This is a genomic window from Streptomyces sp. NPDC028305 (assembly GCF_055569495.1).
Genome location: NZ_JBVHTN010000001.1, coordinates 1,381,707 through 1,395,424, shown reverse-complemented (window position 1 = coordinate 1,395,424; position 13,718 = coordinate 1,381,707). Strand labels below are relative to the sequence as shown.

Sequence of the window (13,718 nt, the reverse complement as noted above, 5' to 3'; positions counted from 1 at the left end):
TTCCCTCATGGCACCACGCATCCTCCTGGCCCGGCACGGACAGACGGAGTGGTCGCTGTCCGGGAAGCACACCGGCCGCACCGACATCCCGCTCCTGGAGGAGGGGCGGCGCGGCGCCAAGCTGCTCGGCGAGCGGCTGCACCACGGGTCGTGGGCGGGCCTGCCGGGCGTCGAGGTGCGCACCAGCCCGCTGGCGCGGGCCAAGGAGACCTGCGAGCTGGCGGGCTTCGGCGACCGGGCGCGGGACTGGGACGCGCTGCTGGAGTGGGACTACGGCGCGTACGAGGGCATGACCCCCGCCGAGATCCAGGCGATCCGGCCGGGCTGGCTGATATGGCGCGACGGCGTCCCGGAGGGCGAGACGCGGGCTGAGATCGCGGCGCGGGCGGACGCGGTGGTGGAGTGGGCGCGCTCGGCCGACCGGGACGTGCTGGTGTTCGCGCACGGTCACATCCTGCGCACGCTCGGCGCGCGCTGGCTGGGCCTCGACGTGTCCTTCGCGGCCCGGATCCGCCTGGAGCCGACCTCCCTGTCCGTCCTGGGCTGGGCGTACGGCGAACCGGCCATCGAGCGCTGGAACGACACGGGCCACCTGGGCTGACGGTCGCCAGAGGGGCTCAGACAGCTCCCGGGGCCGCCTCATAGCGCGCGAGGAAGTCCGCCACCACCGCGTTGCGGGCGTGCGGGAGCAGCACCCGGGCGGTCTCGTCCAGCATCAGCCGGATGCGGGCGGATCTGACCTGGTCCATCAGCGCGAGGGCGCGGCCCGCCGCGACGGCCGCCGCGTCCGGCGCGCCGTCGGCGAGCAGGTCGCTGGCCAGCTCCGTGGTGAACAGCGCGATATTGCGGGTGAAGTGCGGATTCTGGAGGGCGACCGCGCGCCGGGCGTGCTCGACGGCCCGCCCCCACTCGCCGAGCGCCGACCAGCACTGCGCCTCCAGGCCCTCCAGCTCGGCCTCCCCGTAGAAGGACATCCACTCGGGGTCGGCGTCGGACGGGCCGCGGCAGAAGAGCGCCTGGGCGCGCAGCAGGGCGCGCTCGCAGCCGGCCCGGTCGGTGAAGGCCCAGCCGCCCGCCTCGCGCAGCGCGATCAGCGACAGCAGCCGCGGCGAGGCGAGCCGGCCCGCGGCCCGCTGCGCCGCCTGGGCGGCCCGTACCGCCTCGCGGGGGCGGCCCGCGTCGCGGGCGAGGAACGCGGTGTTGCAGAAGGCGTGCGCCTCCAGGGCCGGGTCGCCGGTGACGCGCGCGGTGGCCAGGGCCTCCGCGTAGTGCGCGCGGGCGTCGGCCAGCCGGCCCGAGTCGTGGGCCAGCCAGCCGACCGAGATGGCCAGCTCCCCGGCGCCCGCGTACAGCCGGTCGGCGATCGAGCGGCGCCGTACGCCCGCGTCGAGCAGGGCGTAGGCGGCGTTCAGCGGGCGGGCGGTGTGCGGGTAGATGCTGTCCGCGCCGTGCCGGTCGTCCAGCACCCGGATGCGGCGGACGGCCTCCTCGACGGACGCCGCCTCCGTCTCGCCGACCCGGCCGCCGGGGGCGCCGACCGGCTCCTGGATCACAAAGGCGCGGCGCAGCGGGTCGCCGCTGTCTACGGGCGCCGTCCGCGGGCCGGTGCCGGTGCCGGGACCGGCCCTCGGTGCGGGGCCGGATCCCGGCGCGGGGCGAGGGCGCGGCACCGGGCCCGGGGCGGGGCCCGGCGCGGCGGTGGGCCGGGTCCGGTGCCCGCGTACCGCCTCGCGGGGCGAGAAGCCCATGTCCGTCAGGGTGCGGCCGGGGAACATATGCAGGAAGACGCGCTCGTACGCGTAGTTGGGGCAGCGGATCGCCCCGGACTCGACGCGGCCGATGTAGCGGGGGTCGCAGGAGACTTGTTCGCCGATCTCCCGCGCGGCTCTTCGTACGGCCGCCGCGAACTCGGACGGGGAAAGCTGCCCGCGCAGCCGCCGGAAGGCGGTGTTCGGCCGCGGCGACGAAGGCGGTGACGGCGAAGACGCTGGAAGCGGCGTCATAACGGCGCCTCCTTAACGGGGCTCCGTGTGGGCGAAGAGGAGAACCGTACCGGTTGGGGCACCATCGGCACCCGGACTTTATTGATAAACGGGGCATATCGCCCGTGATTTGCCATGAACTGCCATCCTTTATGGCGGCATTCGGCCGTAGCCGTTGACACTGTCATGCGTTGGGCTCTTTGCAACCCGTCGGAGAGGGAGGCCGGAGTGGACATCAGTGGCTCGCGGACAGCTGCTCAGCATCTCCCGTGCCAGGACTGCGACCTCGTGACCGTGCCGGCCCGCCAGGGGCTGGAGACGGTGGACCTCCTGCGCCGCGCACGCGACGGAGTCGGCCCCGTGCTGCACGACAACGCCTGTGACACGCTCGGCTTCGTGGTGCCCGCCGGCACCGCGGCCGGCTGGGACATGCCGGGCAGCGAGTGCGCGGAGACGCCTGGGTGCGGGGTCCGTCTGAGTACGGGCGGCGCCGCCCAGGACGGCGCGGGGGAAGACGATGGCGTCGCGGACGGACCCGGCACGGTGTCACCACCGCTGACCGGCACCGGCTGGCTGGTGCCGCCGGCCGACGCGTACACCGGCACCACCGACCCCGCCGAGCTGCGGGCCGCGCTCGGCGAGGCCGCCCGCATGATCGAGGCCGTCGACCGCTGCCAGTGACCGCCCGCCGCCGGTGTCCCCTGTCGCTCACCGCATACTGGGCCCCATGGCGAAGGGCGTACGGAAGCGAGCGGCGGCGGTACGGGAGCGAGGCCCGGCGCGGGCGCGCGCCCTGGAGCCGGTCGCCGCGCCGGTGGACGGCGGGCTCGCCGAGCTGGTGCCCGACCGGGACCGCCCGCGCGCGTGGACCCTGCTGGTGGACGGCAAGCCGCAGTCGCATGTGGACCTCGACGACCCGTCGTACCTGGACTTCGAGTACCAGCGCAGGCTCGGCCACATCGCCGACCTCACCGCCCCGCCCGGCCGTCCGGTGCACGCCGTCCACCTCGGCGGCGGCGCCTTCACCCTCGCCCGCTACATCGCGGCGACCCGGCCCCGCTCCACCCAGCAGGTGGTCGAGATCGACGCCCCGCTCGTCCAGTTCGTACGGCGCGAGGTGCCGCTGAACCCCGCCGACCGGATCCGGGTGCGCGGCGCGGACGCACGGGCCGGGCTGGCCAAGGTGCCCGACGGCTGGGCCGATCTGATCATCGCCGATGTCTTCGGCGGGGCCCGCACCCCGGCCCATCTCACCAGCGTGGAGTTCCTGGCCGAGGTGCGCCGGGCGCTGCGCCCCGACGGGCTGTACGCCGCCAACATCGCGGACGGCCCGCCGCTCGCCCATCTGCGTGCCCAGGTCGCCACCGCGCGAGCGGCGTTCGCCCAGGTGTCGCTGACCGCCGACCCCGCCGTGCTGCGCGGCCGCCGCTTCGGCAACGCCGTCCTGCTGGCCGCCGACCGCGAGCTGCCCGTCGCCGAGCTGACCCGCCGCGCCGCCGGGGACCCCCACCCGGCGCGGACCGAACACGGCCGCGCCCTCGCCGACTTCACCGGCGGCGCCGCCCCGGTCACCGACGCGACCGCCGCGCCCTCCCCGGCGCCGCCGCCGAAGGTCTTCGACTGACGCCTCGGCAGCGCGCCCGCGACAGTGGGGATGTCGACCGACGAGGTGTCAGGCCAGGCCCAGCGACCTGACCAGGTCGAGCATTTCCGCGCGGTGCAGGGCGGCCGGGTTGCCCGCGACGGGGTGGATATGGCCGTCGATCTCCAGGGCCACCAGGCCGTGCATCCGGCCCCAGACGCGCAGTGCGAGCGCCGCCGCGGCGGGTGGCACGTCCGGGAGGTCTGCCTGGATCTTCACGACGTAGTCCGGGTGGAGGTCGGACCAGGAGGTGTCCTCGGGCTGGTGGTGCCGCGCGTGGGGCCATGCGGCGGCCACCAGGCGGGTGAGCTCGCGGCACACTCGGCGCGCGGCCTGTTCCACCGGCCCGTTCTCAGGGGGCTGGTAGCCGGGGACGGGGTGGCCGTAGAAGAGCCGGAAGCTCTCCGGGTGGGCCAGCGCCCATTCCCTCAGGGCCTGGCCCCACGCCAGCAGTCGGCCGCCGGGGTCGGTGTCGGGCACGGCGTTGCTGGCGGTCGCCACCGCGTCCGCGAGTGAGGCGGCGATTTCGCTGATCAGCGCCGTGATCAGGTCGTCGCGGGTGGGGAAGTAGCTGTAGATCGCACGAGCGGTCATCCCCATCTCGCGGGCGATGCCGCGCAGCGAGATCGCTCCGGGTCCCCCTTCTGCCATCTGCCGCAGCGCGATGGTCTTGATCTCCCGGCTCGTCTCCAGCCGCAGCCGCTCCCGGCGGCTCATCACCCCCGCGGCGCGTTCGCCCTCGTCGCTGCTCACCTTGAACAGGTTACAGGGGTGCAATAGTCTCCGCCGTGACATAAGTACACGCCGTGTCCAAAGGAATGGGGAATCCCATGCCCGCTTACGTCATCGTCAACGTCGATGTGCTGGACGAGGAGGCCGGACTGGCCTACGCGCCCGTGGCCCAGAGATCCATCCTTGAACACGGCGGCCGTTACCTGGTCGCGGGCGCCACGCCCCAGGCCGTCGAAGGCGTCTGGGACTCCTCCCGGTTCGTGGTCCTCGAGTTTCCGGACATGGACCGGATCCGGGAGTGGTACGACTCCCCCGAGTACCGGCGAGCCCGGGAGATACGCGAGGGCGGGGTACGGGTGGCGATGCTGTTCGCCGAGGGCGCGCCGCCCGAGGGCTTCTCGCTCCCGGCCTAGGCGGGCCGGGGAACGGCCGGCCGGTGCCGCCTGGAGGCACCGCGCCGGGCCGGCCGGTCAGTGGGTCCGCTCGGGCTCCTCGTGTTCCTCGTGGTGGTGCTCCCGGTACTCCTCCACCGTGGGCTTGGGCATCTGCCCCCGCGCGCCGAAGTAGCTGCGGGACAGCCTGGCGCGCAGCTTCTCCCGGCGGGTCACCTTCCGGGGGATCCCGGCCTTGTCGACCTCGACCGGCGGCTCGATGGGGACCATCTGGTCGTGGGCGACCAGGGTGTACCGCTCGGCCTGGGTCAGCGGCTCGTGGATCTCGACGTACTCGCCGTGCGAGAGGCGCTTGATGATGCCGGTCTCGCGGCCGTGCAGCACCTTCTGCCGGTCGCGCCGCTGGAGGCCGATGCACCACCGCTTGGTCACGATGAACACCACCGTCGGCACCACGAAGAAGGCGATCCGGGCGGCCCAGGTGACCGCGTTGAGCGACACATCGAAGTGGGTGGCGACGAGGTCGTTGCCCCCCTCGGCCAGTAGGACCACGTACAGGCCGATCCAGGCGGCGCCGAAGGCGGTGCGGGTCGGGGCATTGCGGGGGCGCTCGTTGAGATGGTGCTCACGTCTGTCGCCGGTGACCCATGCCTCGATGAACGGGTAGAGCCAGATGGCCAGCAGCACCATCGGAAAGACCAGCAGGGGGATGAAGACCCCGAGGACCAGGGTGTGGCCCCACAGATGGATCTCCCAGCCCGGCATCAGCCGGATCAGGCCCTCGGAGAAGCCCATGTACCAGTCGGGCTGGGCGTCGGTGGACACCTGGTCGGGGCGGTAGGGGCCGTAGAGCCAGACCGGATTGACGCTGGCGATCGCCGACATGACGGCGGTGACGCCGAAGACGAGGAAGAAGAAACCGCCGGACTTCGCGACATAGATGGGCCACAGGGGCGGCCCGACGATGTTCATGTCCCGTCTTCCCGGCCCGATGTTGTGGGTGTGCTTGTGGTAGACGAGCAGGATCATATGGACCGCGAGCAGACCGAGCATGATGCCGGGAATCAGCAGGACGTGGACCGTGAACAGCCGCGGAATGATGATCTGGCCGGGGAACTCCCCGCCGAAAACGAAGAACGAGAGGTAGGTGCCGACCAGCGGTACCGACAGGATCGCGCCTTCCATGAAGCGCATACCCGTGCCCGAGAGGAGGTCGTCGGGCAGGGAGTAGCCGAGGAATCCGTCGAACATGCCGAGGATCAGCAGGCCGGCGCCGGAGAGCCAGTTGAGTTCGCGCGGCTTGCGGAAGACGCCGTTGAAGAACGTGCGCATCATATGGACGAGCATGCTCGCCACGAAAAGGATGGCCGCCCAGTGGTGGATCTGCCGCATGAGCAGCCCGCCGCGCACATCGAAGCTGATGTTCAGGGCGGACTGGTACGCCTCCGACATCCGGATGCCGTTCAGCGGCCGGTACGAGCCGTGATAGACGACCTCGTTCATGCTCGGCGTGAAGAAGAAGGTGAGATAGACACCGGTCAGAATGATGATGAGAAACGTGTAGAGGGCGATTTCGCCGATCAAATAGGACCAGTGGTCCGGAAAAACCTTCCTCAGTTGGGCCTTGCCCATCTTGAAGAGGCCGACCCGCCCGTCGAACCAGTCGGCGAGAGCCTCCCCCTTGCCGACCCGTTCGGGTCGCTCTCCGGGCCGGCTGGGGCCGGTTTCGTGTGCGGTAGGTCGGCGCCCCGGTTCTGCTGTCATGCCTCACCCTCGTCACCGAGTCTGGATATGCCAGATTTACCAGGACATTCCAGTGGCCGACCACGCACGGCGGGCCTGCGTAGGCCGTTCGGAGGAAAGGCACGCCCGTATGTCGGTGACGGCTTGCGGTGAGGGACGGGGTGAGGGGCGGGGGTGAGGCGGGCTCGACCCGGCCGCCTGATCGCGACCGGGTCTCCGTGGTCCTACGCGTCCGGCACTTCGCCCGTACGGGCCACCTGGCCGTACCAGTGGGCGCTGGACTTGGGGATGCGGGCCAGCGTCGAGTAGTCGACGTAGACCGCGCCGAACCGCTTGCTGTAGCCGTAAGCCCACTCGAAATTGTCCATCAGCGACCACAGGAAGTAGCCGCGCAGATCGGCGCCGTCCGCGATGGCGCGGTGGGCGGCGGCGAAGTGGGCGCGCAGATACTCGATCCGCTCCGGGTCGTGGACCGCGCCGTCCGCGTCCGGCTTGTCGTCGTAGGCGGCGCCGTTCTCGGTGATGTACAGCGGCACGCCCGGCGCCTCGCGGGTGTAGCGCATCAGCAGCTCATGCAGGCCGGTCGGGTCGACCGTCCAGCCCATCTCGGTGCGCTCGCCCGGCGTCTGGTGGAAGGCCACCCGCTCGGAGCCGGGCCAGGGGGAGTGGTCGCTGGCGCCGTGACCGTCGTTACGGGGGCCGCGGTCGCCCTCGCTGCCGGCCGACACCAGCGCGGGCGTGTAGTAGTTGATGCCCAGCGCGTCGAGCGGGTGCTTGATGGCGGCGAGGTCGCCGTCGCGCACGAAGGACCAGTCGGTGATGGCCGCGGTGTCCGCGATCAGGTCGCTCGGATAGGCGCCGCGCAGCAGCGGGCCGGAGAAGACCCGGTTGGCGAGCGCGTCGATGCGCCGTTGGGCGTCCAGGTCCTGCGGCTGCTGGGTGAGCGGCCTGACCACCGACGGGTTGAGGCTGATGCCGATCTGGGCGCGGGCGGGCAGCGCGGCGCGCAGCGCCTGGGCGCCGAGGCCATGGGCGAGGTTCAGGTGGTGGGCGGCGCGCAGCGGGGCGAGCCGCTCGGTGCGGCCCGGGGCGTGCACCCCGGAGCCATAGCCGAGGAACGCGCTGCACCACGGCTCGTTGAGGGTGATCCAGAACTCGACGCGGTCGCCGAGCGCCTCGGCCACGATTCCGGCGTACTCGGCGAACCGCTCGGCGGTCTCGCGCTCCGGCCAGCCGCCGGCGTTCTCCAGCTCCTGGGGCAGGTCCCAGTGGTAGAGGGTGAGCGCCGGCTGGATCCCGGCCGCGAGCAGCTCGTCGACCAGCGAGCGGTAGAAGTCGAGGCCGCGCTGCACGGCGGGCCCGCGGCCGGTGGGCTGGACGCGGGACCAGGAGACCGAGAAGCGGTACGCGCCCATGCCCAGCTCGGACATCAGGCCGACGTCGTCGCGGAAGCGGTGGTACTGGTCGATGGCGATGTCGCCGTTGTCGCCGCCGAGCGTCTTGCCTGGCGTATGGCTGAAGGTGTCCCAGATGGACGGGGTGCGGCCGTCCTCCTGTGCGGCGCCTTCGACCTGGTAGGCGGCGGCAGCCGTGCCCCACAGGAATCCGGGCGGGAAGGTCAGACTCATGGAAGCGCTCCCATTCGATGTTGTGGTGCGGGGCGGAAGGGAGGGGGGTGGCGAGTGGTGGGTCACGGCGCGCCGGCCGGGCTGCGGCCGGCGCGCCGGGGTCGGCGGGTTGTGGCCGGTCAGCCCTTGACCGCGCCCTGCATGATGCCTCCGACGATCTGCTTGCCGAAGAGGACGAAGGCGATCAACAGGGGAAGGGTACCGAGCAGTGCTCCCGCCATGATCAGCGACTGGTCGACGGTGTAGCCGCGACCGAGCCCCGTCAGGGCCACCTGCACGGTCGGGTTGCCGGCCTGGGTGAGGGCGATGATGGGCCAGAAGAAGTCGTTCCACGCCTGGACGAAGGTGAGCATGCCCAGCACGGCCATGGCCGGACGCGCCACCGGGAAGACGATGTGCCAGATGACCCGCAGACTGCTGGCGCCGTCCACGCGCGCGGCCTCGATCAGCTCGCTCGGCAGCGCCTGGGTCAGATACTGCCGCATGAAGAACACGCCGAAGGCGCTGACCAGCGTGGGCAGGATGACCGCCTGCAACTGGTCGGTCCACTCCAGCTTGGCGATGGCCATGTACAGCGGGACCACGCTCAGCTGGGGCGGCACCATCATCGTCCCGATGGTCAGCATCAGCAGCAGGTTCTTGAACCGGAAGCGCAGCTTGGCGAACGCGAAGCCGGCGATGGTCGAGAACAGCACGGTGCCGGCCGCGATGGTCCCGGCCACCAGGGTGGTGTTGAGCAGCGCGGCGCCCATGTTGACGTCGTTCCACGCCGTGTCCAGGTTCTTGAAGAGATTGCCGCCGAACCAGAAGGGCGGTGGCGTCTCGGCGAGCCGGGTGCTGGTGCGGGAGGCGGCGATGGCCGTCCACACCAGCGGGAAGAGCGAGCCGATGGTGAACAGGATCAGCACGGCATAGGTGATCTTGCCACCGTGCAGCTGCCGGCCGGCGCCCTTGGCCCCCTTGTTCCCTCTTCTCGCCTTTGTGTCCGGGCTCCCCCCGCCCTCGGTGGCCTCGGCGGCCCTACCGGAAGAGATAACAGCGCTCATGGTTCTCCCTCGGGCAACTCACTGGCTCTTGCGCAGCCGACGGGCCACGATCGCGTTGACGGCGGCGATCAGCAGCAGGATCACGAACATCGTCCAGGCGATCGCGGAGGCCCGGCCGAGGTGAAGGTTCACCCAGCCCTGCTCGTACAGGTACAGGCCGAGCGTCTGGTACTGGTGGTCGGGGCCTCCGGAGGCCCCGGCGCCGCCGTTGAACAGCAGCGGCTCACCGAAGAGCTGGGTAGCCCCGATCGTCGAGACGACGACCGTGAAGAGGATCGTGGGCCGCAGCGAGGGGATGGTGACGTTGAGGAACTGCTGCCAGCGGGAGGCGCCGTCCAGCGCCGCCGACTCGTACAGATCGTTGGGCACGGCCTGCATGGCGGCCAGATAGATCAGCGCGTTGTAGCCGGTCCACCGCCAGATGACGATGGTGGACACCGCGAGCTGCGAGGTCCAGGTGCCGTTCTGCCAGTCGATGTTGTCGATCCCGAACATCCCGAGCGCCCAGTTGATCATGCCGTAGTCGCGCCCGAAGAGCAGCACGAACACCAGCGTCGCGGCGGCCACCGAGGTGGCGTATGGGGTGAGGATCGCCACCCGGAAGAACATCGAGCCGCGCAGCTTGTAGTTCAGCAGATGCGCGAGACCGAGGGCCATCAGGAGCTGCGGAACGGTCGAGATCACCCCGATGGTGAAGGTGTTCTGGAGCGCGTTCCAGAAGAAGTCGTCCTCCCACAGCCGGGAGTAGTTGTGCCACCCCGCCCACTCCATATGGGTGGGGTCGGTGAGCTCCACCCGGTGCAGCGAGGCCCATCCCGTGTAGAGCAGCGGGAAGAGCCCGAAGGCCGCGAAGAAGAGGAAGAACGGGGCGACGAAGGCGTACGGGGAGTACTTGAGGTCCCAGCGGTAGCGGCGGCTGCGCCGGGCGCGCCGCCGCTCCTCGCCCGGATCGGGGGCCTTGGCGGCCGTGGCGCGCGGGGCCGCGCCCCCCTGCCCTGTGGGGGGCGCGGCCGTACCAGCAGTGAAACCGGAAGGGGGTGTCATCCCGGGCTCACTGGTCCAGTGCGTTGTCGATCGTCTTGGTGGCGGCCTTCCAGGCGTCCTTGGGGGACTTGCCCTGCTGGTCCACCTGGAGCAGCCCGATGTCGGCGATGTTCGAGCCGATGATCTGGTCCTTCGGGCCCAGCACCTGGGTCGGGATGCCCTTGGCCGCCTCGGCGAAGATCTTGCCGATGGGCGCGTTGCCGAAGTACGGGTGCTTGGCGTCGCCCACCTGGGGCAGGCTGTACGCGGCCTGGGAGCTCGGCCAGCTGGCCTGCTTCTCGAAGACCTTGGCCTGCTGCTCGGGCGCGGTCAGCCAGGCGGCGAGCTTGATCGCCTCTTCCTGGTGCTTGGAGGCCTTCGGCACGCCGATGAAGGAGCCGCCCCAGTTGCCGGGCCTGGGGGCGGCGGCCACGTCCCACTGGTCCTTGGCCTTGTCCCCGGCCTTCTCCTTGATGTGGCCGAGCATCCACGGCGGGCAGGACACGGTGGCGAACTTGCCGTTCGAGAAGGCCTGGTCCCAGGACTTCTGGAACTGCTGGAGCTTGGCGGTCAGCTTGTCCTGTGACGCGGTGGTCGCGAGGTCCCACGCCTCCTTGACGGCAGGGCTGTCCTTGTAGATGACCTTGCCGCTCTCGTCGTAGTAGCGCTTGGCGTTGCTGGAGATCACCGCGTTGTAGACACCGCCGGCGGAGTCCACGAAGGTGGTGTCGCCCGGCGCCTTCTTCATGTACTTCTTGCCGGTCTCGATGTACTTGTTCCAGTCGCCCGCCCACAGCTTGGCGACCTCGGTGCGGTCGGTGGGCAGCCCGGCCTGCTGGAACAGGTCCTTGCGGTAGCAGATGGCCATCGGGCCGATGTCGGTGCCCAGGCCGATCGTCTTGCCGTCCTCGGTGGTGCCCTGGGCCCACTTCCAGGAGAGCCAGTTGTCCTTCTTGACCCCGGGCGCCTTGGAGAGGTCGACGAACTTGTCGGCCTGGGTGGTCTTGATCTCCGTGATATTGGCGATCTCGATGGCCTGGATGTCGGCCAGGCCGCTGCCGGCGCCGAGGTGGGTCAGCAGCTGCGGATAGTAGTTCTCGTTCCGCTCGATCGACGTTTCCTCGATGTTGATATCGGGGTGGAGCTTCATGTACTCGTCATAAAGCCCGGCCTGCTTGTAGCCGAAGACGCCGAAAGTGCCGACCGTGATGGTCGTGCCCCCCTTGTTGCCACCCTTGCCGCCGCCGGACGAGCCGGTCTCGTCATCGCTGTCGTTGGCGCAGCCCGCGAGGAGTCCGGCGCTGATGGCCGCCACGGCCGCGAGGGTTACCGCCCGGTGTCGGTACGTACCAGAACTTCTGAACATTCACGTCCTCCTTGACGCCCTGACGTACCGCTCCCGGCCAAAAGGTGGCATTGCATGGGGGTTTGTGGTGCATCGGCTCGGGCGGGGAACGTGCGGGTTATGTATGGCTCAGGTACTGTGGGAGCGCTCCCAGGTTGATGTGTTGAAGGGTTGCGGCTCCCCGACGGGGTGTCAAGGGAGCGTGCGGAAACATTTCGGTCCCACTCCTGCTGTTGAATGGCCCAACAGCTCCCCACGCGGGGTGGTTCTGCTCGGTGTACCGGACGGCTGGAGGCGCGAAATGGCAGGAACCCGACGGCGCGGTGTGGGCCGGGGAAGGCCCACGCTCGAAGAGGTCGCGGCCCGCGCGGGGGTCGGCCGCGGCACCGTGTCCCGGGTGATCAACGGCTCCCCGAGGGTCAGTGACCGCACCCGTAGCGCGGTCGAGCAGGCGGTCGCCGAGCTGGGGTACGTACCCAACCGGGTGGCCCGCGCGCTGGCGGCCAACCGCGCCGACGCGGTCGCGCTGGTGATCCCCGAGCCCGAGACCCGGCTGTTCGCCGAGCCCTACTTCTCGGACATCATCCGCGGGGTGGGCGCCGAGCTCGCCGAGGCCGATCTCCAGCTGCTGCTGACCCTCCTGCGCACCCCCAAGGAGCGCCAGCGCTTCGCCGAGTACCTCTCGGCGCACCGGGTGGACGGGGTGCTGCTGGTGTCGGTGCACGCGGACGACCCGCTGCCCGACCTGCTGGAGCGCATAGAGATGCCCGCGGTGCTCAGCGGCCGCCGCTCCGCGCACGAGTCGGTGCCGTACGTCGACTGCGACAACACGGGCGGCGCCCGGTCCGCGGTCGAGCACCTCCTCGGGCGCGGCCGCTCCTCGGTCGCCACGATCACCGGTCCGCTGGACATGTACGTGGCGCAGTGCCGCCTCGACGGCTACCGCGAGGCGGTCCAGGCGGCGGGCCAGGAGGTGGACCCGGGGCTGATCGCGGCCGCCGACTTCACCGAGGAGGGCGGCCGCCGGGCGATGCGCGATCTGCTGGACCGCCGCCCCGGCCTGGACGCCGTCTTCGCGGCCTCCGACGTGATGGCCGCGGGCGCCCGCCAGGTGCTGCGCGAGAAGGGCCGCCGGGTGCCCGAGGACGTGGCGCTGGTCGGCTTCGAGGACTCGGCCGTCGCCCGCCACATGGAACCGCCGCTCACCAGCGTCCGGCAGACCACCGAGGAGATGGGGCGGGCCATGGTCCGGGTGCTGCTGGAGGAGATCGAGTCCCAGGGCGACCGCACCTCGAAGCGGCCGCAGCTGGTGCTGCCGACCGAGCTGGTGCGGCGGGGGTCGTCCTGAGGACCCCCGGGCACGGGGCTCGGCGCCGCTAGTTCTTCTGAAGGGTGCGGGTGACACCCGCGATGACGGCGGTCGTCAGCACCCAGCCGAAGGCGATCAGCAGGTAGGCCAGCCACTGGACGCTGTCGTCCGTCCAGTACCAGGCCGTGCGCTGACCCAGACCACCGATGGGGATCAAGAGGTCGAGTGTGTAGACGAGTGGCTGGAACGGGGCGCCTTCGCCCTGTTTGACCGGGACGGGGGAGTGGGCGTCGAAGGACACCGCGCCCAGCGAGGTCAGCGCGAGGATCCAGACGCCGGCCAGCCAGGGGCGGTAGCCGTAACCGACGGTCACGTCCAGCAGGTGCCCCCACACCCACTTGACCGGGGGCAGCGTGCGACGCCGATGGCGCTGTTTGGCCAGGAGCACGCGGCGGGCGTCGTCGTCATGGCCGCCCTTCCGGTACCAGCTCCCTGCATCCGCAGGGCGACCAATGACGGGCCGTGGCCGTCGGGCGGCCCGTTCAGGATGGCTCCCGCGAAGGTCAGGTCGTCCGAGATCCGGGCACCCCGCAGCCGTACGGTCCCGTTCGCGGTGAACCCGTCGGAGAAGGCGAGCGTCGAGGCCACGGCGTTGTCCAGGGCGAGCGCCACCCCGCTCGGGCCGGGGCGTTCCAGCAGTGCACCCCGCATGTGCAGGCCGCCGGGCAACTGCGCCGGCCGTCCTGAGACCACGCGCCCGGATCTGTGGTGAGTTTGGGTCGTGGGGGCCGCGCACCCGCGGGGGGGGGTGGGGGCCAAAAAAACACAAAAAAAGCAGGGGGGGGGCCCACAGCGGGGTGGTGGGGGGGGGGGGGC

At 70.9% G+C, this 13,718-nt stretch carries 12 protein-coding genes and 1 pseudogene; 5 read left to right on the top strand and 8 right to left on the bottom strand.

Translation table 11 applies throughout. The features are described from left to right. Positions 1 to 7: 7 nt before the first annotated feature. Positions 8 to 601: a histidine phosphatase family protein gene (locus ACZ4WQ_RS06375; RefSeq protein ID WP_385350641.1), complete on the top strand. Its 594-nt coding sequence runs from the start codon at positions 8 to 10 to the stop codon at positions 599 to 601. Between the two features lie 16 nt (positions 602 to 617). On the opposite strand, the gene ACZ4WQ_RS06370 is transcribed toward ACZ4WQ_RS06375, so the two are convergent. Next, positions 618 to 2,003, bottom strand: coding sequence for a hypothetical protein (locus ACZ4WQ_RS06370; RefSeq protein ID WP_385350638.1), 1,386 nt, complete (start codon positions 2,001 to 2,003; stop codon positions 618 to 620). Positions 2,004 to 2,168: 165 nt separating this feature from the next. Between ACZ4WQ_RS06370 and ACZ4WQ_RS06365 the strand changes: the two genes are divergently transcribed. Then, positions 2,169 to 2,663: a hypothetical protein gene (locus ACZ4WQ_RS06365; protein ID WP_468022078.1), complete on the top strand. Its 495-nt coding sequence runs from the start codon at positions 2,169 to 2,171 to the stop codon at positions 2,661 to 2,663. A gap of 46 nt (positions 2,664 to 2,709) precedes the next feature. Next, the gene (locus tag ACZ4WQ_RS06360) at positions 2,710 to 3,606 is read left to right on the top strand and encodes a spermidine synthase (protein WP_311730406.1); all 897 of its coding nucleotides are present in this window, start codon (positions 2,710 to 2,712) and stop codon (positions 3,604 to 3,606) included. A 48-nt stretch (positions 3,607 to 3,654) separates the two neighbouring features. Here the strand turns inward: ACZ4WQ_RS06360 and ACZ4WQ_RS06355 are convergent, their stop codons facing one another. Next, positions 3,655 to 4,377 (bottom strand): TetR/AcrR family transcriptional regulator, encoded by a 723-nt coding sequence (locus ACZ4WQ_RS06355; protein ID WP_398369149.1) that lies wholly within the window; start codon positions 4,375 to 4,377, stop codon positions 3,655 to 3,657. A 77-nt stretch (positions 4,378 to 4,454) separates the two neighbouring features. On the opposite strand from ACZ4WQ_RS06355, the gene ACZ4WQ_RS06350 reads away from it, so the two are divergent. Then, positions 4,455 to 4,769 carry a DUF1330 domain-containing protein gene (locus tag ACZ4WQ_RS06350; RefSeq protein WP_311730404.1) on the top strand — a complete coding sequence of 105 codons (315 nt, stop codon included), beginning with the start codon at positions 4,455 to 4,457 and terminating at the stop codon, positions 4,767 to 4,769. A gap of 57 nt (positions 4,770 to 4,826) precedes the next feature. On the opposite strand, the gene qcrB is transcribed toward ACZ4WQ_RS06350, so the two are convergent. The 5 genes from qcrB to ACZ4WQ_RS06325 all read right to left on the bottom strand — a co-directional run bounded on the left by qcrB (position 4,827) and on the right by ACZ4WQ_RS06325 (position 11,554). Then, entirely contained in the window at positions 4,827 to 6,512 is a 1,686-nt protein-coding gene (gene qcrB, locus ACZ4WQ_RS06345; protein ID WP_398369151.1) for a cytochrome bc1 complex cytochrome b subunit, read from the bottom strand. 203 nt (positions 6,513 to 6,715) lie between these two features. Beyond that, positions 6,716 to 8,119 carry a GH1 family beta-glucosidase gene (locus ACZ4WQ_RS06340; RefSeq protein ID WP_398369153.1) on the bottom strand — a complete coding sequence of 468 codons (1,404 nt, stop codon included), beginning with the start codon at positions 8,117 to 8,119 and terminating at the stop codon, positions 6,716 to 6,718. A gap of 119 nt (positions 8,120 to 8,238) precedes the next feature. Continuing rightward, a complete protein-coding gene (locus ACZ4WQ_RS06335; protein ID WP_358848306.1) occupies positions 8,239 to 9,165 on the bottom strand; it encodes a carbohydrate ABC transporter permease in 927 nt (308 codons plus the stop codon). Between the two features lie 18 nt (positions 9,166 to 9,183). Then, a complete protein-coding gene (locus tag ACZ4WQ_RS06330) occupies positions 9,184 to 10,209 on the bottom strand; it encodes a carbohydrate ABC transporter permease (protein WP_311730400.1) in 1,026 nt (341 codons plus the stop codon). 7 nt (positions 10,210 to 10,216) lie between these two features. Beyond that, on the bottom strand, positions 10,217 to 11,554 hold the full coding sequence (locus ACZ4WQ_RS06325) for an ABC transporter substrate-binding protein (RefSeq protein WP_385350618.1): 1,338 nt from the start codon (positions 11,552 to 11,554) through the stop codon (positions 10,217 to 10,219). 280 nt (positions 11,555 to 11,834) lie between these two features. Here ACZ4WQ_RS06325 and ACZ4WQ_RS06320 point away from each other — a divergent pair, with 280 nt between their 5' ends. Further along, positions 11,835 to 12,881: a LacI family DNA-binding transcriptional regulator gene (locus ACZ4WQ_RS06320; RefSeq protein WP_311730398.1), complete on the top strand. Its 1,047-nt coding sequence runs from the start codon at positions 11,835 to 11,837 to the stop codon at positions 12,879 to 12,881. 28 nt (positions 12,882 to 12,909) lie between these two features. On the opposite strand, the pseudogene ACZ4WQ_RS06315 reads toward ACZ4WQ_RS06320, so the two are convergent. After that, positions 12,910 to 13,577, bottom strand: a pseudogene (locus ACZ4WQ_RS06315) (oxidoreductase); the annotation flags it as partial. Between the last annotated feature and the right edge of the window lie 141 nt (positions 13,578 to 13,718).

Coding starts and splice junctions, on each gene's coding strand:
- qcrB (WP_398369151.1), bottom strand. CDS start 6,512: ATGACAGCAGAACCGGGGCGCCGACCTACCGCACACGAAACCGGCCCC.
- ACZ4WQ_RS06360 (WP_311730406.1), top strand. CDS start 2,710: ATGGCGAAGGGCGTACGGAAGCGAGCGGCGGCGGTACGGGAGCGAGGC.
- ACZ4WQ_RS06350 (WP_311730404.1), top strand. CDS start 4,455: ATGCCCGCTTACGTCATCGTCAACGTCGATGTGCTGGACGAGGAGGCC.
- ACZ4WQ_RS06365 (WP_468022078.1), top strand. CDS start 2,169: ATGCGTTGGGCTCTTTGCAACCCGTCGGAGAGGGAGGCCGGAGTGGAC.
- ACZ4WQ_RS06370 (WP_385350638.1), bottom strand. CDS start 2,003: ATGACGCCGCTTCCAGCGTCTTCGCCGTCACCGCCTTCGTCGCCGCGG.
- ACZ4WQ_RS06325 (WP_385350618.1), bottom strand. CDS start 11,554: ATGTTCAGAAGTTCTGGTACGTACCGACACCGGGCGGTAACCCTCGCG.
- ACZ4WQ_RS06320 (WP_311730398.1), top strand. CDS start 11,835: ATGGCAGGAACCCGACGGCGCGGTGTGGGCCGGGGAAGGCCCACGCTC.
- ACZ4WQ_RS06330 (WP_311730400.1), bottom strand. CDS start 10,209: ATGACACCCCCTTCCGGTTTCACTGCTGGTACGGCCGCGCCCCCCACA.
- ACZ4WQ_RS06375 (WP_385350641.1), top strand. CDS start 8: ATGGCACCACGCATCCTCCTGGCCCGGCACGGACAGACGGAGTGGTCG.
- ACZ4WQ_RS06335 (WP_358848306.1), bottom strand. CDS start 9,165: ATGAGCGCTGTTATCTCTTCCGGTAGGGCCGCCGAGGCCACCGAGGGC.
- ACZ4WQ_RS06340 (WP_398369153.1), bottom strand. CDS start 8,119: ATGAGTCTGACCTTCCCGCCCGGATTCCTGTGGGGCACGGCTGCCGCC.